This window comes from Psychrobacter fjordensis (genome assembly GCF_904845995.1).
Lineage (GTDB): Bacteria > Pseudomonadota > Gammaproteobacteria > Pseudomonadales > Moraxellaceae > Psychrobacter > Psychrobacter fjordensis.
The window spans coordinates 1,014,812-1,035,456 of sequence record NZ_CAJGYP010000002.1; the positions used below are offsets into that span (position 1 = coordinate 1,014,812).

The 20,645-nt window shown below is 44.3% G+C and carries 17 protein-coding genes; 6 read left to right on the forward strand and 11 right to left on the reverse strand.

What is annotated here, in order from left to right:
• Positions 1-303 precede the first annotated feature (303 nt).
• Both JMW61_RS12640 and JMW61_RS12645 read left to right on the forward strand, forming a co-directional pair.
• Complete coding sequence (locus tag JMW61_RS12640) at positions 304-1,305, forward strand: LLM class flavin-dependent oxidoreductase (protein WP_201551748.1); 1,002 nt, start codon at positions 304-306, stop codon at positions 1,303-1,305.
• A 48-nt stretch (positions 1,306-1,353) separates the two neighbouring features.
• Complete coding sequence (locus JMW61_RS12645; RefSeq protein WP_201551749.1) at positions 1,354-1,509, forward strand: hypothetical protein; 156 nt, start codon at positions 1,354-1,356, stop codon at positions 1,507-1,509.
• 91 nt (positions 1,510-1,600) lie between these two features.
• Here the strand turns inward: JMW61_RS12645 and JMW61_RS12650 are convergent, their stop codons facing one another.
• The 6 genes from JMW61_RS12650 to ispF all read right to left on the reverse strand — a co-directional run bounded on the left by JMW61_RS12650 (position 1,601) and on the right by ispF (position 7,925).
• Complete coding sequence (locus tag JMW61_RS12650; protein ID WP_201551750.1) at positions 1,601-2,632, reverse strand: ornithine cyclodeaminase family protein; 1,032 nt, start codon at positions 2,630-2,632, stop codon at positions 1,601-1,603.
• Positions 2,633-2,699: 67 nt separating this feature from the next.
• Positions 2,700-3,659: an AEC family transporter gene (locus tag JMW61_RS12655; RefSeq protein ID WP_197100289.1), complete on the reverse strand. Its 960-nt coding sequence runs from the start codon at positions 3,657-3,659 to the stop codon at positions 2,700-2,702.
• 257 nt (positions 3,660-3,916) lie between these two features.
• A complete protein-coding gene (mnmG, locus tag JMW61_RS12660; RefSeq protein ID WP_201551751.1) occupies positions 3,917-5,812 on the reverse strand; it encodes a tRNA uridine-5-carboxymethylaminomethyl(34) synthesis enzyme MnmG in 1,896 nt (631 codons plus the stop codon).
• A gap of 331 nt (positions 5,813-6,143) precedes the next feature.
• A complete protein-coding gene (locus JMW61_RS12665) occupies positions 6,144-6,674 on the reverse strand; it encodes a hypothetical protein (protein ID WP_201551752.1) in 531 nt (176 codons plus the stop codon).
• Between the two features lie 276 nt (positions 6,675-6,950).
• On the reverse strand, positions 6,951-7,301 hold the full coding sequence (gene grxD, locus JMW61_RS12670; protein ID WP_110922946.1) for a Grx4 family monothiol glutaredoxin: 351 nt from the start codon (positions 7,299-7,301) through the stop codon (positions 6,951-6,953).
• A gap of 123 nt (positions 7,302-7,424) precedes the next feature.
• The gene (gene ispF, locus JMW61_RS12675; protein ID WP_201551753.1) at positions 7,425-7,925 is read right to left on the reverse strand and encodes a 2-C-methyl-D-erythritol 2,4-cyclodiphosphate synthase; all 501 of its coding nucleotides are present in this window, start codon (positions 7,923-7,925) and stop codon (positions 7,425-7,427) included.
• A 274-nt stretch (positions 7,926-8,199) separates the two neighbouring features.
• On the opposite strand from ispF, the gene mnmA reads away from it, so the two are divergent.
• From mnmA to JMW61_RS12690, 3 genes are all read left to right on the forward strand, one after another.
• Positions 8,200-9,426 carry a tRNA 2-thiouridine(34) synthase MnmA gene (gene mnmA / locus JMW61_RS12680; protein WP_201551754.1) on the forward strand — a complete coding sequence of 409 codons (1,227 nt, stop codon included), beginning with the start codon at positions 8,200-8,202 and terminating at the stop codon, positions 9,424-9,426.
• Positions 9,427-9,538: 112 nt separating this feature from the next.
• Positions 9,539-10,942 (forward strand): adenylosuccinate lyase, encoded by a 1,404-nt coding sequence (purB, locus tag JMW61_RS12685; RefSeq protein ID WP_194197511.1) that lies wholly within the window; start codon positions 9,539-9,541, stop codon positions 10,940-10,942.
• A 40-nt stretch (positions 10,943-10,982) separates the two neighbouring features.
• Positions 10,983-11,621 carry a DUF2238 domain-containing protein gene (locus JMW61_RS12690; protein WP_201551755.1) on the forward strand — a complete coding sequence of 213 codons (639 nt, stop codon included), beginning with the start codon at positions 10,983-10,985 and terminating at the stop codon, positions 11,619-11,621.
• A 25-nt stretch (positions 11,622-11,646) separates the two neighbouring features.
• Here the strand turns inward: JMW61_RS12690 and JMW61_RS12695 are convergent, their stop codons facing one another.
• Positions 11,647-11,829, reverse strand: coding sequence for an NF038104 family lipoprotein (locus tag JMW61_RS12695; RefSeq protein WP_197133471.1), 183 nt, complete (start codon positions 11,827-11,829; stop codon positions 11,647-11,649).
• Between the two features lie 158 nt (positions 11,830-11,987).
• On the opposite strand from JMW61_RS12695, the gene JMW61_RS12700 reads away from it, so the two are divergent.
• The gene (locus JMW61_RS12700; RefSeq protein WP_201551756.1) at positions 11,988-13,160 is read left to right on the forward strand and encodes a cupin domain-containing protein; all 1,173 of its coding nucleotides are present in this window, start codon (positions 11,988-11,990) and stop codon (positions 13,158-13,160) included.
• A 345-nt stretch (positions 13,161-13,505) separates the two neighbouring features.
• Here JMW61_RS12700 and guaD read toward each other — a convergent pair whose 3' ends face one another.
• From guaD to JMW61_RS12720, 4 genes are all read right to left on the reverse strand, one after another.
• A complete protein-coding gene (guaD, locus tag JMW61_RS12705; RefSeq protein ID WP_201551757.1) occupies positions 13,506-14,948 on the reverse strand; it encodes a guanine deaminase in 1,443 nt (480 codons plus the stop codon).
• 216 nt (positions 14,949-15,164) lie between these two features.
• Complete coding sequence (locus tag JMW61_RS12710; protein ID WP_227687466.1) at positions 15,165-16,250, reverse strand: XdhC family protein; 1,086 nt, start codon at positions 16,248-16,250, stop codon at positions 15,165-15,167.
• Complete coding sequence (gene xdhB, locus JMW61_RS12715; protein ID WP_201551758.1) at positions 16,243-18,813, reverse strand: xanthine dehydrogenase molybdopterin binding subunit; 2,571 nt, start codon at positions 18,811-18,813, stop codon at positions 16,243-16,245. Before xdhB ends, JMW61_RS12710 begins: the two co-directional genes overlap by 8 nt.
• A 176-nt stretch (positions 18,814-18,989) precedes the next feature.
• On the reverse strand, positions 18,990-20,618 hold the full coding sequence (locus JMW61_RS12720; RefSeq protein WP_201551759.1) for a xanthine dehydrogenase small subunit: 1,629 nt from the start codon (positions 20,616-20,618) through the stop codon (positions 18,990-18,992).
• Between the last annotated feature and the right edge of the window lie 27 nt (positions 20,619-20,645).

A 20,645-nucleotide genomic window follows, 5' to 3' on the forward strand; every position in this document is an offset into this window, starting at 1 on the left:
TCAATTCAAAAGACAAATTAGCTAACATTTCTATTCATACAAAATTCAACCGCACCCTCGTCACTAGATAAGGGTGCGGTTTGCTTTTCATACCGCCATTTCCGTTAAACACCTATTCTCAATCTTCTCCTATTGTATTCACATCACATTATTAAGATTTGTTATCGTCTCCATCTCTGACCTTTATATTCAGTAGAACTGCCCCATCATGTTAAGAGTCAAGCACTCAACGTTTTTTATAAGCAGCCTATAAGACTATCAGAAAAACGATGAATGCTTTTAAACCGACCAAACAGGTGATTTATGAGTAAAACCATTCCCTTATCCTTTTTAGACCTCGCACCCGTACCTCAAGGCAAAACCATCGCTGAAGGTATTGCCCAGACCGTTGACACCGCACAGCAAGCAGAAAAATTCGGTCTGAACCGTTACTGGATGGCTGAGCATCACAATATGCCCGGTATTGCTAGCGCAGCAACTTCAGTACTATTGGCCCATATCGGTAGTCAAACCAAGCGTATACGTATCGGTGCGGGCGGTGTCATGCTACCCAACCATGCGCCGCTCGTCATCGCTGAACAATTCGGCACTTTACAAGCATTGTATGGCGATCGCGTAGACTTAGGTCTGGGCCGTGCACCCGGTACTGATGGTGCTACTTTTCAGGCGTTACGCCGACAAATGAAAGATGCGGAGCGCTTCCCGCAAGACGTACAAGAATTGATGTATTTCTTAGGCAATGATACAGATGGCAGTGCTGTGCAAGCATTCCCAGGAGCAAAATCAAATATCCCAATTTGGATATTAGGTTCGTCTCTCTTTGGTGCGACGCTGGCTGCACATTTTGGGCTGCCTTATGTATTTGCCTCTCACTTTGCCCCGCAAATGCTTGAGCAAGCGATTACCGCTTATCGTGAGCAGTTCAAGCCATCTGCTTATTTAGATAAGCCTTATGTCATGCTAGCCGCGAACCTGTTACTGGCTGATGACGATGCGACCGCACAGTATCACTTTACCTCAGCGCAGCAGAGCTTTGTACGCTTGCGCCGTGGTGAAACAGGTCAAATGCCAAAGCCTACTCACGATATGAATAGCATCTGGAGTCAAGCAGAAAAAATGATGGTAGATAATGCATTGTCAGTATCGTTCATCGGCTCTGTCGAAACCGTCAAACCAAAACTTGCTGCATTTCTCGCACAATATGAGCCAGATGAGCTGATTGTGACTGCCAATATCTACGATCAAGCCGCACGTTTGCGTTCACTTGAACTTACATCTGAGCTAAACTTGTTTACTTTACAATGATATAGGACAATTGCATAATTATTGATAAACCCTAATAAGACAAGTGCTATGGAAACTTCTACTTTTATTGGTTCATCGATATTTTTGTACATTGTCGCGTTTCTTGCCGTGATGGTCGTTGGCGGTTATTTGACGTACCGCACCAGCCCAAAACGCAAACAGCGTCGAGAAGACAAACGCAATAAAGACAATTTGAATTCATAAAAAAAGCCTCCTTCTCCTATTTGAAAAGGGGGCTTATTTAATTTCGCGAATCATCACAAAGGCATTTATTATTTTTCAATGATAAGCAGTTTTACCAATCTACTGAAGAACCTAGACTCTGTTGTTGGGCTTGTTTTGCCACATATAATGCAACTGCCGCATCGAAACTGGCGGCACCAACCGATTTAAATAGTGTAATACCTTTATCGCTCTTAGCAACGCCTTCTTTTAATTTTGCGGTAACCAACGCTTGCAAATCACCGCTCAGATCATCCCATACCCACGTACAGTCATCGCTGTCATGCGCTTGAATTAAGTCACCCGCTTCGTGATGGCTGCCAGCCAAATCATCCACGATGACCATCTTACTATTAGCGATAACATCATTACTTATCTCTTTCATCGAAGGCTGATAGGCCCCGACTGCATTGATATGTACTTCAGATTTCATTTGAGCAATGCTAAATAAACCTTCAGTGGCACGAGTTGCTACATTAATAATATCTGCGTCACGGACGGCGTCGTCTAACGCTTCGCAGACCTGAATATCTACATTCCATTGGGCATAATCACGCGCAAAACGCGTTTTAAACTGCTGCGCTCCTTCATGATTTCTATTCCATAAATACACTGTCTCAATCTCTGGACGTACCGTTAGCACCGCATGCAATTGCTCATAAGCCATGCCGCCGCAACCAACCACTGCGACACTCTGGCAATTGGCTTTTGCCATATACTTGGTCGCGATACCTGACAATGCGGCGGTACGTACCTGCGTAATATAGATGCCGTCCATAACCGCTAGTATGGCGCCAGTATCGTTATTTGATACAGTGATAATAGCCGTGGTCGTTGGCATATCGCGACTGGGATTATCAGGGCAAATAGTCACTAACTTTACGACCGTGTATTCGTTCTCACCATCATACATCGTGGCTGGCATAGATAGATGCGAGCCTGAACGATGACTATCAGAGTCAGTAAAGGTGCTTATCACCAAACGCTCAGGGGATTTAATCCAATTAGGATGTGCTGCTTGCTGATGTGACAATGTCTCAATCGCCTCAATGGCTGCCTGCATATTAAGGTATTCGGTCACGACTGCTTTATTTAACAATTGCACTTTTAGTGCTCCTACTTATGAATTTATTATTTAACTCGTGTGTCATCTTATAGTGCCCAAACAGAGCTTACATCATACCCAATCCACGTAAAGTTGCTGCCCCAATCGCCATGCCAAACATACCGACGACGGTGGTAAACGCTAGAATATTGGCCGCGAGTATGTCATTACCACCCATCGCTTTTGCCATCACGTAACTGGCTGCGGCGGTTGGGGATGCCACCATCAAAAACAGCACGCCCATGTGTACACTAGATAGACCAAATGCCAAGCCAATGGCGATAGCAACGATTGGCGCAATGACGATACGTCCTATACTGGCCTGCATAGACAACCCTGACGGATGCAACATGGACTTCATGTCGATGCTCGCACCTGCGCAAATAAGTGCTAATGGCAAGGCCACTGCTGCCAATAAGTCGCCGGTCGTATGAATGACACCAGTGATAGGCGGCAATGGCAGCGCTTTATAAACAAAAGCACTGACCAATGCTAGAATCAGTGGATTGGTCAATAGTTTTTTGACTATCATAATGCTGCGACTGGACCACGTATCATCCACACTTTTAGACACACGACTAAGGGTAATCACCGCTAAGATATTAAACAATATCGTGACGACTCCCATGTAGACGGCTCCGATACTTAAACCTCGCTCTCCATAGGCGTTGGCAACCGTGGCCAACCCTATGATCGCCATATTACTACGGAACACACCTTGCACAAATACGCCTTGGTCAGCAGGTTTACTCACAAAATACTTGGCGTAAATTTCTGCTCCAATAAATAAAAGGAATGTCACTAAGATACCAGCGATAATCAGTGTGATTTGCTTGGCATAATCGACATCACTGTCGACCACACTGAAAAACAGCAGGCAAGGTAAGCAGTAATTAAAGACAAAACTAGAGGCTTGATCGATAAACGTCTTACTCGCTTCGCCACGTCTTTGCATAAAAAAACCCAACCACATTAAGGCAAGGTTGGGTAAGACGATAGTAATAGCAAATACAATAGCATCAATCATAAATAGGCTCAATTCGGTGACAAGCCCATCATAATATGGACATCAGCGAGATAAATTAACAAGTAATGAGAAAGTTTCTGACCTAGTATAGAGACAAAGTAGCAAGTAAGACAAGGTCACATGCTCCTTTCTTTCGAAACCAACTGTAATTCTAACAAACAAAAGCCCGTAACGATATCTCGTTACGGGCTTTTTATACTATAAGTACTTTGTTATGAAAGACTTTGTTAGGCTGTCATCAAAAATTAATACGACTATTATGAATCTAGCGCAGCCTTCGCTTTTTTCTGTTTTTTGACTGTCATGGCTAACAATTGAATGGCGGCAGGTGTAACCCCACTCACTCGTCCAGCTTGGGCTAAAGTCGAAGGACGGACTTGCGTGAGTTTTTGCACAATCTCATTTGATAATCCAGATACCACACTATAGTCAAAGTCCATCGGTAGTGCGGTATTCTCTAGACGCTTCATCTGATCGATGTCTTCTTGCTGGCGATCGATATAGCCTGCATACTTGACAGAAATCTCTATCTGCTCGCCCACTTGTGTATCAACCTGCGAATCAGTAATAGCGGCGATATCAGCAAAATGTATCTGCGGACGCTTGAGCAAATCAAAAGCTGTCGCTTCTTTGCTGAGCACCTCTCCTGTTTGCTCTGTCACTTTTTTGCCTAGCGCATTAGCAGGGGTTGCCCACATGTCTTTTAAGCGTGAAGTCTCTGTCGTGATCGCTTCCATTTTTTCTTGATAAGCCTGCCAGCGCACATCGTCAACCAAGCCAAGCTTGCGACCCGTTTCAGTCAAGCGTTGATCCGCATTGTCTTCACGTAACAATAGACGATACTCTGCGCGGCTCGTAAACATACGATACGGCTCAGTAGTACCATGGGTAATCAAATCATCAACCAACACGCCAAGATACGCTTCATCACGGCGCGGTGTCCACACGTCAAAATCGCTGTTATTAGTGGTCACGAGTGCCGCGTTTGTACCTGCCAATAACCCCTGTACGCCCGCTTCTTCATAGCCGGTCGTACCATTGATCTGACCAGCAAAGTACAAGCGATCGATAGACTTAGTTTCTAGTGTTGGCTTTAGGTTTTGTGGATCAAAGTAATCATATTCAATGGCATAACCTGGACGGGTAATATGCGCGTTTTCTAACCCTTTCATACTATGAATAAAGTCTAACTGTACATCAAACGGCAAACTGGTTGAGATACCGTTTGGATACAGTTCGTGCGTGGTCAGACCTTCTGGCTCAATAAATATCTGATGACTGTCTTTATCCGCAAAGCGGTGAATCTTGTCTTCGATAGATGGACAATAACGTGGACCCACGCCTTCGATTTTGCCAGAGAACATCGGAGAACGGTCTAAATTCTCACGGATAATGTCATGAGTACGCGCATTGGTATGCGTGATATAGCAGTTGACCTGCTCTGGATGCATAGACACATCACCCATATAACTCATCACTGGCAACGGTGTGTCGCCCGGCTGTACGGTCATCACACTAAAGTCAACGCTACGCGCATCAATACGCGCTGGCGTACCTGTCTTTAAACGACCGACTGGCAGCTTAAGCTCACGCAAACGATCTGCCAACTTGATAGACGGCTGATCCCCTGCACGTCCACCTTTAGAATTCTCTAGGCCGATATGAATCACACCACCCAAGAAAGTCCCTGAAGTCAGTACCACTGTTTCAGTCTTAAAGATAATACCTGTCGAGGTGACCACTGCCGTCGCGCGGCCGTTTTCGACCAAGATATCATCAGCGGCTTGCTGGAATAAATCAAGGTTTGGCTGGTTTTCTAGCGTATGGCGGATAGCGGCTTTGTAAAGAATACGATCCGCTTGCGCACGTGTGGCACGAACGGCAGCACCTTTACGGCTATTCAACACGCGGAACTGGATACCTGCTTTGTCCGTTGCTAGCGCCATGGCTCCACCAAGTGCATCAATCTCACGCACCAGATGCGATTTACCGATACCGCCAATCGCAGGGTTACAACTCATCTGCCCGAGCGTCTCAATGTTATGCGTCAACAGCAAGGTCTGCGCGCCCATACGTGCGGCTGCCAGAGCAGCTTCTGTGCCAGCATGACCGCCACCGATTACTATCACGTCGTAATGTTTTGGGTATTGCATATATGCCTCACTTGACTCATAACGCTGCCGATTGCCCTATTCTATTATCAAACAGTGTGATGATAAAACAGCATGGTAATCAGCAAATAAACGTCAGTCGAATTTATAAAAAAAGACAACGACTCAGATAAGTCGTTCGTAGTTGGTTAGGGTGTGTTCTCATTTTAAAAATGATGATAGAAATGAGATAAATTGCAGCCTGTTTAGGTGCTCTCGTTCAGATTGAGGACACGCCCTAGATAACCCATCATTATAACAATTTTTTGATGCTTAAAAAACGTCACAGCAAAAACTATTCACATTAAGTGTTAAGCATCATCGAATTTAATAACTAGTTACCCGGGCTCAACGGTACAATCTGATCGAATTGACCACTAGACAGCATATGATGACTACCATAGCCTTCTGGATTGATCTGTAGATACGCATTCATTTGACCAATCGCATCACCATCATCGCTCGCTAAGATCTGCGCTTTAATCAGTTCGACAGGCGGTAATAGTAAGTTTTTAAGCAATGCCAAGCGTTGTTGGTTATCGCCTTTGTTGGCCACTAACTCAATCAGTTGGCGCGCGTCAATTGGTAGATCTGGTGTGTTTTGTGCCAGTAATGCCAAATGATAAGCACCTGCCGTATCTTGATCGGCGACAATGCGCTGTTCGATAGCAATATACGTCGCTTCTGTTGCGCCGCCTGCCACACTAAGCTGATGGATGCATTTCAGTGCTGAGTTTGACTCACTACTAGCAATCTCGATGATGCGCGTGGATTCATTTTTTAGATGCTCGCGACGTTTTTCGATTGCTGCTTGCTCAGCAGATACCGGTTCGGCCAATTGTTGTTCTGTTGGTTGATTACTCATAATATTCTCTCATTATTTATGTTTTTATAATATTTGCTGTTGAGCCATATATGGGGTCAAGACTGACAAAAACAATAAAAGCCCGAGCGACCAATTAAGGACTGACTCGAGCTTTTATTGTTAAAACTTATCAGCTTGATATAGTCGATTCAATTTAAAAGTAGTACAAGGCAACCAAGTGTAGATGTATATGTGATACTTCAAGCGAGGTTAACGCTGTCATACCTTTATAGTGGAATGGCTATAATAAAAAAGCTTAGATAAGTGTTTTTAGCATTATGCCGCTGGGCTGTTTGCTTCAACCAATGGCTTTAGCTCGCCTGATTGATACATCTGCAAGATGATGTCTGATCCACCCATCAACTCACCGTCGATCCATAATTGTGGGAACGTTGGCCAGTTCGCCACTTTTGGTAAAGTCGCACGAATTTCTGGATTTTCTAAAATATTTACAAAGGCAAATGGGCGACCGATCTGAGTAAGAACTTCAATCGATTTAGCAGAAAAGCCACACTGTGGAAACTGCGGTGTGCCTTTCATATAAATAATAACTTTATTGTCACGGATTTGATCACGGATCAATTGTTCAACGTCGTTTGCAGCAGTGTTTGGGGTTTGCTCAGTCATAAAAGCTCCTATTGATAAAGCGGTTCATTGAAAACAGTAATTAATATTACAAAATAATTGAGTAAAGAGACGGCTGATACATGGGGCAATCAACACGATATTACAAGTATGATTATATATCGGTTAAACATCAACTCTATGAGGCACTAATAATACCACGGCATTGGCCATGATGCCCTCTTGACGACCTGTAAAGCCTAACTTTTCAGTCGTGGTGGCTTTCACACTGATATTGCTAATATCCGTTTGCAAATCACTGGCGATATTATCGCGCATTGCCTGACTGTGCGGCGCCAGCTTTGGACGTTCGCACATCACAGTAATATCCGCATTGCCTAACCGATACCCTGCTTCTTGTACTTTGCCATAGACGTAGCGTAGCAAGACTCGCGAATCTAAACCCGCATGTGACGCATCGGTATCAGGGAAATGCTGACCGATATCACCAAGCGCCAGTGCGCCAAGCAGTGCATCAGCAAGCGCATGTAACACCACATCACCGTCAGAATGTGCAAGCAAACTGTGGCTGTGCTCGATGGGCACGCCTGCTAGTATGACATATTGCTGCTGCTGACCATTATTATGGAAAGCATGAACATCGATACCTTGTCCAATTTTTATCATTAGTATTCCAAATAAAATAAAGGCGATTAAAATAATTTAAAACTACTATCTGAATTTTCAAAGCAGTTTTACGAGCAGTAAGATGCCATAGGTCGCCACCAGTTTCAATTAACTGGTATAATATGACGCTTATTTTATCATAATACCAAATCTGAAAGATGAGATGACAGTGTCAATGTGGTCAACTTACTAAATCTATTAACTTTAGTAAGCAGCACCAGCTTATATGGTCATGTTAAATTTTGAATTAAGGTATAAATAGTTGAGCCGTCTTATGTCAGCCATCCCAAATACATCAAGCATACCCGTTTCTGATTCTTTCAGCGCCCAGCGTACATTAACGCTTGCCGATATCGACAATCCTAGCACCAAGCATGTGATTGTCGGTATGTCAGGTGGTGTTGATTCTTCTGTATCTGCCGTCTTACTCCAGCAAGCAGGGTTTAAGGTAGAAGGCTTGTTTATGAAGAACTGGGAAGAAGATGACGGTACGGAATACTGTACGGCTATGGATGATTTGGCAGATGCGCAAGCCGTCTGTGACAAAATCGGTATGAAGCTGCACACGGCCAATTTTGCAATGGAATACTGGGATCGTGTTTTTGAGCACTTTTTAGCGGAATATAAAGCGGGCCGCACGCCAAATCCTGATATCTTATGTAATAAAGAAATCAAATTTAAGGCATTCTTAGACTATGCCTTGACCCTTGGTGCTGATTACATCGCTACTGGTCACTATACGCGGCGCAGTGTGAATTACACCAACGCCGATGGCGATGAAGTTGCTCAGCTCTTGCGTGGTCTAGATAATAATAAAGATCAGAGTTACTTCTTACATGCTGTTGGTGGCGATAAAATTGCTAAGACATTATTTCCAGTCGGTGAGCTCGAAAAGCCAGTGGTACGTCAGATTGCAGAAGAACATGATTTAGCGACAGCCAAAAAGAAAGACTCTACGGGTATCTGCTTTATCGGTGAGCGCCGTTTCAAGGACTTTTTACAACAATACTTGCCTGCCCAAAAAGGCGACATCGTGACTGACGACGGTCATACTATCGGCACTCATGACGGCCTGATGTATTACACCTTAGGTCAGCGCGGCGGTATTGGTATTGGCGGTGTCAAAGATCGTCCTGAAGAGCCTTGGTTTGTATTGGCAAAAGATCTGGACAAAAACCGTTTGATCGTCGGTCAGGGACATGAACATCCAATGATGCTCAGCAATGAGCTGACGGCTTATAAAATGGATTGGGTCGACGGCCTGCCACCCGCAGATGTGTTTACCACAGAGGGCCTACTCTGTATGGCAAAAGCACGCTATCGCCAACCAGACCAAGCGTGTCGTGTATTTGCGACAAGTGCTGACGGAAGCGATGTCCGTGTGGTGTTTAACGAGCCACAACGTGCCGTAACTCCGGGTCAGTCAGCCGTTTTTTATATCAATGAAGTTTGTCTAGGTGGCGGCGTGATTGCCACGATTGATGCACCATGCGGCTTCTAAAAGAATTACAGCGTTACTTTCGAGAACCGCGACACCATTATTAAATTATTTTTACTGTTGTACTTAAAACGATTTATTTCACTACAATCACTGACTAAGCTAAAGGATATCTATGACCACCTCTTTTTCTGCCTTGACAGCCCTTTCTCCAATCGACGGTCGCTACGCGTCTAAAGCCGACAGTTTACGTCCTTATTTATCTGAATTCGGTCTGATCAAAGCTCGCGTCACCGTTGAGATTCGCTGGTTGCAGTCATTGGCTGATAATAGTGCTATCGGCGAGTTGGCAGCGTTTGATGAGGCAACGAATGCTTTTTTAAATGCTATCGTTGATGATTTCAGTGAAGCAGATGCACAAGCCATCAAAGATATCGAAGCCACGACCAATCACGATGTAAAAGCCGTTGAATACTTTATTAAAGACAAATTCCGTGGTCAGAATGCACTCATTGATTCACTAGAATTCATCCACTTTGCTTGTACCAGCGAAGACATCAACAACTTATCTTATGCTTTGATGCTGAAAGACAGCCGCGAAATTGTGGTTGCTAAAATGCAGCAAGTGACCGATAGCATCGTTGATTTGGCCATTACTCACGCCGAGCAGCCTATGTTGTCGCGTACACATGGCCAGACCGCTAGCCCAACGACCCTTGGTAAAGAAATGGCAAACGTGGCCTATCGCCTAGCCCGCCAAATCAAACAAATTGGTCAAGTTGAACTATTGGGTAAAATCAATGGCGCGGTTGGTAATTATAACGCTCATTTCTCAGCTTATCCTGATGTTGATTGGCAGTCACATGCCGAAACCTTCATTGATGAGCGTCTTGAGCTAACGTTTAATCCTTACACCACTCAGATTGAGCCACATGATTATATCGCTGAGCTATTTGATGCTGTCAAACGCTTCAATACTATCTTAATCGATTTTAACCGTGATATTTGGCAATATATCAGCTTAGGCTATTTTAAACAGCGTCTAAAAGACGGGGAAGTTGGTTCTTCTACCATGCCACATAAAGTCAACCCGATTGATTTTGAAAACTCAGAAGGTAACTTGGGCGTTGCAAATGCTATGTTGGCACATTTGGGCGAAAAACTGCCTATCTCACGTATGCAACGTGACCTATCAGATTCTACCGTATTGCGTAATATCGGTGTTGGTTTGGCACAAAGCATGATTGCTTTTGACGCTTGCTTGAAAGGTGTTGGTAAGCTTGAATTGAATGCACAGCGTTTGAATGACGACTTAAACAATGCACAAGAAGTATTGGCTGAGCCGATTCAAACCGTGATGCGTCGCTACCGTGTGGAAAACCCATATGAGAAGCTTAAAGCATTGACCCGTGGTAACGCCATGACTCGCGAAGCCATGCTAACGTTTGTCGAAAGCGATGAATTGTCTGCCGTGAGCGATGCTGATAAAGCACGCCTACGTGACATGACACCAGCGACTTATATTGGTAATGCCACTGAGCAAGCCCTTACCATTAAAGATTGGATTGCCAAGCTTTAATTGGCTGCTATTAATAGCTAGCAAAAAATAAGCGGGCAGAATGCAGCGAAATTTTAAATCTGTGCTTGTCAGTACCATTGCGGTATTCATCGTATTGGTGTTGGCAAGTATTGAGCCTCTAGAATGGTCAAGCTACCTACTACATCAGTTGGGTACCTTGATTTTTTTAGGGTTGATGCTACTAGCCTACCGCTATTGGCGTATCAGCTCACGCTCCTATGTACTCGCTTCACTATTTCTATTCATTCATATTATCGGTGCACGTTATCTATACTCATATGTGCCCTATGATGATTGGATACAGCTCCTATTTGGCGTCAGCTTAAACGATTTTTTTGGTTGGCAGCGGAATATGTATGACAGGCTCGTACATTTTAGCTATGGGCTTTTGCTATTCAGGGCGATGGTTGAAAGCTCAAAATTTATCTTTAAGATATCATCCATCAAACTTTTGATAGCGATTGCACTCATGATTAATATGTCGTCAAGTCTGCTATATGAGCTATTAGAATGGGGAATTGCAACCACCTTATCGCCAGAAGCAGCAGAAGCTTATAATGGTCAGCAAGGTGATGTTTGGGATGCCCACAAAGACATGGCATTAGCACTACTCGGTGGGCTAATTGCTGCGGTGATTACTCTATTTCAAATTCGTCACGATAATGCCGTGATCAAGTAGCCGGAAACAACAGCCGAACAATAAATTAGTCGTCTTTGTCGTCGTCACTATCGCCCGGTATGACGGCTTTACCCACTGCAACTGTACCTTTTACTACGCCTTTAGTGGTTTTATAAGCGATTTTTGCAGGTACTGTCACAAGCTTGTGTATACAGCCTTGCAGTAAGAAAACACTGGCGATAATGACAATAAAATGTAACTTTTTCATAAATTTTCTACCATTGATTGTATGCTCTGATAGTTAATCATTATTAGCCATCAGATAGGTGATAATCATAAACTATTAAACCCTTCCTATAAAGCAATCATCACTATTATTCTTATACTTAATTATTCTTATACTTATCTAAAGACACGGATTTACTCATGACCTCTATACCTCTATGCTTGCCAGCCTCTATCACTGCTGAACAGTTCCTAGCAGAATACTGGCAAAAAAAACCACTCCTTATTAAGCAAGGCTTGCCACAACTCATCGGCATGTTTGAACCTGATGACATGCTAGGCCTAGCACTAGAAGAAGAAGCATCAGCACGCCTACTGACCCAGTCTGCGACCAAGACCGAAGGCCAAGCACAATGGCAACTTAAAAAGAGCCCATTGACTGAAGCTGATTTTGACAACTTGCCTGAGCAGTGGACGGCGCTCGTACAGAATCTAGAGCAATGGTCACCTGAGCTTGGTCAACTGTGGCAAGCTTTTGATTTTATACCTCAGTGGCAGCGCGATGATATTATGGTCTCGTATGCGCCAAAAGGTGGCTCTGTGGGCAAACACTATGATGATTACGATGTGTTTTTGGCACAAGGTTACGGTCATCGCCGTTGGCAGCTAGGCAAATTTTGTGATAAAAGCACAGAGTTCGTCGCCGATGAGCCAATCAGACTTTTTGACGATATGGGCGAGATTATATTTGATGAGATATTAGAAGCTGGTGATGTGCTGTACGTACCACCTAAATTATCGCACTTTGGCGTTGCACAAGATGACTGTTTGACGTTTTCTTTTGGCTGCCGTCGCCCAAACTTGATGCAAATCATCGATAATATGGCTGATATCGCAACCAACGACAGCGATTTATTTATACCGATGATACTGCCACAAGCGCTACAAGCATCAGGTGAGTTAAAAACTGACAGTATCCAAGCGATCAAAAACCAACTATTGCAAATGCTACAATCTGATCGTGGTGATGACATGATTCGCCAAGCAGTGTCTGAAGTGGTTAGCAAGCGTCAATATGATGCACTCGTACCAGAAGAAACTTTAGATACAGACGAGCTGATGCAAGCCTTGGCCGAAGGCGCAACACTGCAAGCAGACTATAACAACCGCTTGATTTACAGCCACACTGATGATGGCGTCCTGCTATATGCGAATGGTCAACGTATTGATGGTCTGGATGATGCAGCGGCAGCGGTATTAATACGCTTGGCCAGTGGCGAGCATTTAACCAATCAAGATGTCACGGATATTGATCCAGATGACTTGAGTGAATGGTTAGAAAACGGCTGGGTTTGGATTAATTATCCTGAATAATCCACTAGCGATATAGTTGATTCAGTTTAAAAGAGAGTCAAGGCAACCAAGCGCAGATGTATATGTGATACCTCAAGTGAGGTTAACGCTGTCACTCTTTTATAGAGGATTGACTATAGTAGCGGACTAAATATTAAACAGGCTTCATAGCGAAACACGCTCAGTGTCTATTTACAGAGTAACTTTAGTAAAATAGATACTGGGTGCTATTCAAATAAAAGCTATTAAAATAAGAGCCCTTCAAATAAAAGCCATTCGAATATGGGCATTTAAACGCTGTCATTTGAAGTACTATACTTTGTTAAACAAACCATACTTTTATCACTAATTCTACAAACACTTATCCTATAAAATCGTAGATCTTTTATAGCGACTCACGCCAGCGATAACGGTCTGCTCAATCACTCTATCATCGCCTAGCATCATCAATACAAACAACTGCTCTTCAAGTGACTTAGTCTGTGTCATACGACGCTCGAGCAATTCCGTACCGCCCATATCTATCACGACAAAATCAGCTTCTTTGTTTGGCATAAAATTACCAATCTTATCATCCAACAATAGCGACTGCGCATTACCCAATGTAATCTGATACAACCCTTGATGGGCTGATAGTAATTTTCTCTGTAATTGCTGAACCTTATAGGCCTCTGATAAAGTCGTCAGCATCGATAAGCTAGTACCCGCCCCCACATCAGTCGCGATACTCACGCCAGTATAACTCAAGGTCTTGGACAAATCGAACAGCCCACTACCCAAAAATAAATTGGAGGTTGGACAGTGCGCTATTTGAGTTCCCGTATCACGTAACACTTCGTACTCTGAGGTTTCAAGGTAAATACCATGTGCCAGTGTGGTTCGTCTACCCAGTAAGCCCATATCATGATAAACATCCAGATAGCCTTTGTGATTGGGATAAAGCTCACGTACAAAAGCCACTTCATCAAGGTTTTCGGCCAGATGCGTTTGCAGATAAACACTATCGTAACTGCGGTATAGCTCACCCGTCATTTGCAATTGTTTTGGCGTCGATGTAATCGCAAACCTTGGGGTGATGGCCACATGCTGACGTCCACGCTCATGCCATTTATCGATGATATTTTGTGTATCTCGGATACCTTGCTCAGTGGGCACACACAGATTTTCAGGCGCATTTTTATCCATCAGCACATTACCAGTAATCATGCGTGTGTTCAGTCGAATACTTTCAGTAAAGAAAGCCTCTACCGATTGCGGATGACTGGTCGAAAACACCAATGCACTCGTTGTACCGTTGGCCAACAACTGGTTTAAAAAGAATCGCGCGGTATCATGGGCAACTTTTAAATTACCAAAATTTGCCTCGGTGACAAAAGTATAATTATTGAGCCAATCGAGCAACTGCTCTCCAAAAGCAGCAATCATGTCTATCTGCGGGTAATGCACATGAGTATCGATAAAACCTGGCATGATAAGATTGTGCTTACAGTTATGAATCTGTACTGATGCTTTACTCTCTTGCTCGCTCTCGTTGCCATACTGTGACATCATTGAGGCACAATATCCGTAATCCACGACTAGACCCGTCGTATCATCGACCACGAGTGCACCGTCTGCAATATATTCAGGATAAACGTTCACGCCTGCGATGACAGGTAATAGTGAGGTACTGCTATCCAGCTCTATGGTATTTAGATACTGGGCATTGTCTGAATCTTTTGCCGCAGCCTCCAATTCTTTTGATCGGATAGCAAGGTCATCTTCGGTAAGATAATGCAGTAATTGGGCTTGATAAATATGTATGGCCATAAAAAATCTCACATTAATGGATCAGCACTTTGGCACAAGATTAGGCCATGTTAAACACTCAAGCATGACGAGCATATTTTGAACACAAAGTGACTGAGTGCAGCCTATATATCGTTATGGCGTACAAAGATAAAAGACGAAAGTAATGTCTAAATAATAGAAAGTTGAACAATGACGCAAAGTTTATGGGTCAATATCAGTTATGACCTATAACATTTATTCACGATGATAAATCTGCAAAACTTGCGCAGCGATAGATACCGCAACGGCCATAGGCTCTTTGCCACCAACTTTAAGTCCTATTGGCATGGTTAACTTGGCAATCGCTTGCTCACTATAGCCGCGCTGAAGCAAACGAGTTCTAAAACGATTTTCTTTGGTTTTTGAGCTGATACAACCTAGATAAGGCATAGATTGTAATGCGCTATCGTCGGTATTGGCCTCATGAGCATCGGCATTTATATCTAGAGAAGCATCCAACGTCGCACGCACCAAGTCAAAATCAAGACTATGATCATGAGTCATAACTAATATGAAGTGCTGAGACCCTTTATTGGCTGTTGCATTCCGGCGGCTACTTACAACAAATGGGCGTACAAAGTCCACGGGATCTTCTTCGATATGAGGACGAATATGCGCAGGCAATTGATAAGTGACTTGGCTATTTATAGCATCAGCATCCTGCATCACATACCGCTCAAACATCTCAGCACGGCTATCCACCCAATCCACCTGACAAGGTAAATCGGCAAGTATGGTCATTAATGCCGCGGCGACATGCCCTGCTCCAAAAACCAATAACGACATGGGCGGCGTCACATTAAAGCACTCAAACATGACGGTGACACTACCACCACAGCACTGCGCTAACTTGGCGCCCAATGGATAATTTTTGGTATAAACAGCGTCACGGCGCACTGCTTGGGCTTTTTCAGACTTACCTTCTCTTGATGATTTAGAGCCTTTTGAGTCATCTGTATCTGGCTCACCTTTTAGTAGCTTCCTAGCAGTTATCGTCACATCATGCTCGAGACTACCGCCGCCCAAGGTGTCACAGCAGTCATCAAGCGTTACAATCATTTTGGATTGTAACTCTCGAGGCGCTGAACCATTAACAGCAACGACAGTGGCCAAAACATGTGCGACACCCCGCTGCTGATATTGTGCCAGTCCATCATACCAACGCGTCGAATGCATCAAGGGCATCGAGTGTACAGCTGAACACGATGTTACTTGTGGCTCAGATAAGTGTGGCTCGGATATTTGTGATACTGGTGTTTGTGGCGCTGATATATTACTCACCGTGCGCAGGACCTCTAGCCGTTGATACATTTGGATCTTTTATCGCCTCGGGCTGATCGTCGAATAGCTGACCTTCAGTCTCTGTCGGATTGATATTTTTGCCATGAGGTACTTGCTGCGGCTGTACTCGATCATCATCAATACCGTAATTATCATCAGCTGACGTTAAGCTCTCAATAGTGTCAACATCTACTTTATCAGCAATCTCCCACGCTTGACCTTGCATACGCATCACAGCTTTCAATACGGCCTCTGGCGTCGCTGGCATGGTCAATTCTGGATTTTTCTTATAATCACCTAAGCTTGCGACTGCATTATTAATCGCACACCAGACGCTGGCGGCCAACATAAATGGTGGCTCGCCCACTGCTTTAGAATTATAAATAGTCTGCTCTTCATTCTTACGATCGAACAGTTTCACGCTCCACTGCTTTGGTAAGTCATGAGCCGTTGGAATCTTATAATTTGCCGCGCTATTGGAAGCAAGTTTGCCTGTCTTATCCCAAATCAGCTCTTCCGCGGTCAGCCAACCCATACCTTGAACGAAGCCACCTTCGATCTGACCAATATCAATATCTGGATTAATAGATTGTCCAACATCATGCAAGATATCGCAGCGCAGTACCTTATACTCACCCGTTAAGATATCAATCTCGACTTCTGAACACGATGCACCCAGTGCAAAGTAAAAGAACGGACGACCCCATGCTTTTGATCGGTCATAAAAAATCTTCGGCGTTTTATAATAGCCAGTCGAAGACAGACTAATACGATGCTGGTAAGCCAGTAGCGTTAATTCAGCGAAAGTAAGCGTGGCTTTGTCGGCAATATAGACATGATTATTCTCAAACTGAATGCTTTCTGCAACAACTTCAAAATGCTCAGCAGCAAACTCAACCAAGCGCTCTTTAATGGTAATACAAGCATTCTGTGCCGCTTTACCATTGATATCTGTACCCGATGAAGCCGCTGTGGGCGAGGTGTTCGGTACTTTATCCGTACGTGTCGCCGTAACTTTTACAGTATCTAAATCTACATCAAATTCATTGGCGACAATCTGGGCAATCTTGACATATAACCCTTGCCCCATCTCAGTACCACCATGATTGATCTGGATAGTACCGTCGGTATAGATATGTACCAGCGCCCCTGCTTGATTCAAATGCTGTACGGTAAATGAGATACCGAATTTGACAGGCGTCAATGCAAGACCTAAGCGCTTATCACTGCCCTCGGCGTCTGCTTTTTTATTAGCCTCTGTAACCTGCTGACGACGTTTATCATATTCACTGTCATCAGCCAGCGATTTCATTATCGTGGCAAGATCAAAATGCTCAATCGGCTGTCCATAATGGGTGCTCTGACCATCTTTATATAAGTTCGTTAATCGTACTTGTAGCGGATCTTTTCCCAATGTATAGGCGATATGATCCATCATATATTCAGCCGTTAGTAATCCTTGCGGACCACCAAAACCTCGATATGCCGTGTTGGATACGGTGTGTGTCTTACAACGATGGCCTGCTATCTGTGCCGCTGGATAGTAGTAGGCATTGTCACAATGGAACATCGCACGATCAACGATAGCATCAGATAAATCAGGCGAATAACCACACAATCCTGATAATTGCATATCCACGCCAAGTATTTGACCTGCATCATCGACACCCACATCATATCGGTTGGCAAACTCATGACGTTTACCCGTCACCACCATGTCATCCTGACGGTCTAGACGCATACTCACTGGCACATTATGGCGTTTGGCCACGATACCGCACAGACAAGCCCAAGCAGCGGCTTGCGTTTCTTTACCGCCGAAACCACCACCCATTCGACGTACGACGGTAGTCACTGCATGAAAAGGCAGATCGACTACTTCAGCGACGAGTTGCTGCACTTCGCTAGGATGCTGCGAGGAAGTGTAAACCTCCAGACCACCATCATCACAAGGCACCACATATGATACCTGACCTTCGAGATAAAAATGCTCTTGCCCCAGCATATGAATATGGCCTGCAATACGAGTAGACGCAGACTCAAGTGCTGCTGAAGCGTCCCCGTGCGTCATGAAATGGCTAGGACGCACAAACTGCTCTTGATTCAATGCGTCTTCAATAGTCAATATTGCTGGTAATGGCTCGTATTCTATAACTGCTTTGAGCGTGGCTTTTTTGGCCGCCCGATGACTGGTAGCAACGACGGCAAACAGTGTCTGACCCATATACTCTGTAATCTTATCCACCATCAGCGGATCGCCATCAAAGACAGGGCCGATATCAGTTTTAGCCGGTATGTCCTCAAAGGTAATAACATCTATCACCCCATCGGCTGCTTTCACCATGTCCAGATCCATGCTCAATATGCGTGCATGTGCATGAGTGCTCTTGCCGATGGCTAAATGCAAAGTGCCTTGGGGCTTTAGCATATCATCGACATAAGTGGCAGTGCCCATCACATGACTGATCGCACTATCATGCTTTGCGCCAGTACCGATTTTGTTTTTAGGTGGACGTACGCGACGGATACTGTAGCTGTCAAATAATGAAGAATGATGGCTCATGATGATGCTCTCTTATATTTTTGGTCAAACCTATATGTTCGGATTCTAGCGTTTTGGCGGCATGATAAGAACGATATAACGAACAGCTGGATTAAAAGTTAAAATCATAACGGTTATAAATATCTATACTTGGGTTAAAGGAAAGTTAGTCCCACTTTCGATACCAGCTGTCTCTATCAAACGCTTATCGTTTGCACTTCTGCTACCAGTTGCTTACCGCACTTAGTGAGCAGTCGTTGCACCACATGCATACGATACTCTCGACTCGCTCTCACATCTGTCATTGGTGAGACATCCATTGGTAGCATCTGTGCAGCCTTCTCAAAACTAGCTACCGTCAAAGGCTGTCCAATCAATGCTTGCTGAGATTTTGTCGCTAACAGAGGTATTGCCGCCATCCCACCAAGCCCAAATTTGACATCCTCAATGGTCATGCCATCTGCTGAGATATCCAGTCTTGCCGCAAGTAGACAGGCAGAAATATCATCTTCATAGCGCTTACTAATTTTATGAATGTATAGATACTGATTGTATTGCAGAAGTGGTATATGGACGGCGACCACATAGCTGCCTGCACGTAGCTTGGTTTTTTTATAATCTAAAAAGAATGCTGATAAAGGTATCATCTCATCAGTGTAAGATGCCTGAGATTTGTCAGTACGATTGGCCATACCACAATGACGTAAATGAACCTGCGCATCTAACGCCAACAGAATCGGCGGCAAATCCCCAATCGGTGAGGCATTGGCAATATTGCCACCGATAGTACCCATATTCCGAATTTGTGGTGAAGCAATGCGCTCAAATACCGCAGCAAATGTAGGAAAATACTGCTCAAGCACAGGCAGCATTTTTTTATAACTCATACCAGCACCAAGTACTAGCGATTTTGTAGATGCTGATGCTACGTTTTGCTTATCATCTGATAGCGCATTGTCATTAGGATCCACCACTGACCAAGATTTTAGCTCATCAATCGCAGACAGTTGCACAATCACTTCATGATCGACCAAATGCTGCGTCACACTTAGACCCAAATCAGTCCCGCCTGCCCATATAGTCGCCTTTGGGTTAGCCGCTAGCACCTGATTCAGCTCATCAATTGACTGTGGCACAAATAACTGTCGCGAGTCTTGCGTCAATGCAGGTTCGATAGCATTATTCTTCGTTGAAAAAGGCGCTTTGCTAGTTGCCATCGCATCGGTAGCTAACGCTATCGTGAGGTCTTTTGCTACTGTCTGCGCTTCATGGCGCTGCAGACCAATATTACCCATGGCTAGACCGGCTTCGATAATAGGACGATAACCCGTACAGCGACACAAATTCCCCGATATTGAAGCGACAATATCATCATAGCTTAGCGCATCTATCGTCGCATCCTGCACTTTTTGCAGACGATGGTTTTCATAAACGCTGGCCAGCGACATCACAAACCCAGGCGTACAAAAGCCACACTGCGAACCATGACAGTCAACCATCGCTTGTTGTGCTGGGTGTAATGAGGCGCGATCTGGATGATGCTCAGGATTGTCCGCGAGATAAGCCGCTGTCATCAGGTGATGACCATCCATCAGTGACAGTAAAGTAATGCAGGAATTTAGAGTATAAAAAGGAGTGGTAGATTGTTCGCTATCATCTATAGCCAATCGTCGCGCCATGATGGTACAGGCACCGCAGTCACCACTACCACAGCCTTCTTTGGTATCGGTCTGTCGTTCGTGCAAGCGTAAATACTCAAGTACCGTTGTATTCGGATTGAGGTGGGTTATCTCATGGTGCTTTCCGTTCAGATAGAAACTAATCATAGCAAGACTCGGCTAAAAAATTGGGCT

Excerpts from the sequence above, each read along its gene's own strand:
- JMW61_RS12690 (WP_201551755.1), top strand. The coding sequence starts at position 10,983 with ATGCAGCGAAATTTTAAATCTGTGCTTGTCAGTACCATTGCGGTATTC.
- JMW61_RS12645 (WP_201551749.1), top strand. The coding sequence starts at position 1,354 with ATGGAAACTTCTACTTTTATTGGTTCATCGATATTTTTGTACATTGTC.
- purB (WP_194197511.1), top strand. The coding sequence starts at position 9,539 with ATGACCACCTCTTTTTCTGCCTTGACAGCCCTTTCTCCAATCGACGGT.
- guaD (WP_201551757.1), bottom strand. The coding sequence starts at position 14,948 with ATGGCCATACATATTTATCAAGCCCAATTACTGCATTATCTTACCGAA.
- grxD (WP_110922946.1), bottom strand. The coding sequence starts at position 7,301 with ATGACTGAGCAAACCCCAAACACTGCTGCAAACGACGTTGAACAATTG.
- ispF (WP_201551753.1), bottom strand. The coding sequence starts at position 7,925 with ATGATAAAAATTGGACAAGGTATCGATGTTCATGCTTTCCATAATAAT.
- JMW61_RS12700 (WP_201551756.1), top strand. The coding sequence starts at position 11,988 with ATGACCTCTATACCTCTATGCTTGCCAGCCTCTATCACTGCTGAACAG.
- mnmG (WP_201551751.1), bottom strand. The coding sequence starts at position 5,812 with ATGCAATACCCAAAACATTACGACGTGATAGTAATCGGTGGCGGTCAT.
- mnmA (WP_201551754.1), top strand. The coding sequence starts at position 8,200 with ATGTCAGCCATCCCAAATACATCAAGCATACCCGTTTCTGATTCTTTC.
- JMW61_RS12695 (WP_197133471.1), bottom strand. The coding sequence starts at position 11,829 with ATGAAAAAGTTACATTTTATTGTCATTATCGCCAGTGTTTTCTTACTG.
- JMW61_RS12655 (WP_197100289.1), bottom strand. The coding sequence starts at position 3,659 with ATGATTGATGCTATTGTATTTGCTATTACTATCGTCTTACCCAACCTT.
- JMW61_RS12665 (WP_201551752.1), bottom strand. The coding sequence starts at position 6,674 with ATGAGTAATCAACCAACAGAACAACAATTGGCCGAACCGGTATCTGCT.
- JMW61_RS12720 (WP_201551759.1), bottom strand. The coding sequence starts at position 20,618 with ATGATTAGTTTCTATCTGAACGGAAAGCACCATGAGATAACCCACCTC.
- xdhB (WP_201551758.1), bottom strand. The coding sequence starts at position 18,813 with ATGAGCCATCATTCTTCATTATTTGACAGCTACAGTATCCGTCGCGTA.
- JMW61_RS12640 (WP_201551748.1), top strand. The coding sequence starts at position 304 with ATGAGTAAAACCATTCCCTTATCCTTTTTAGACCTCGCACCCGTACCT.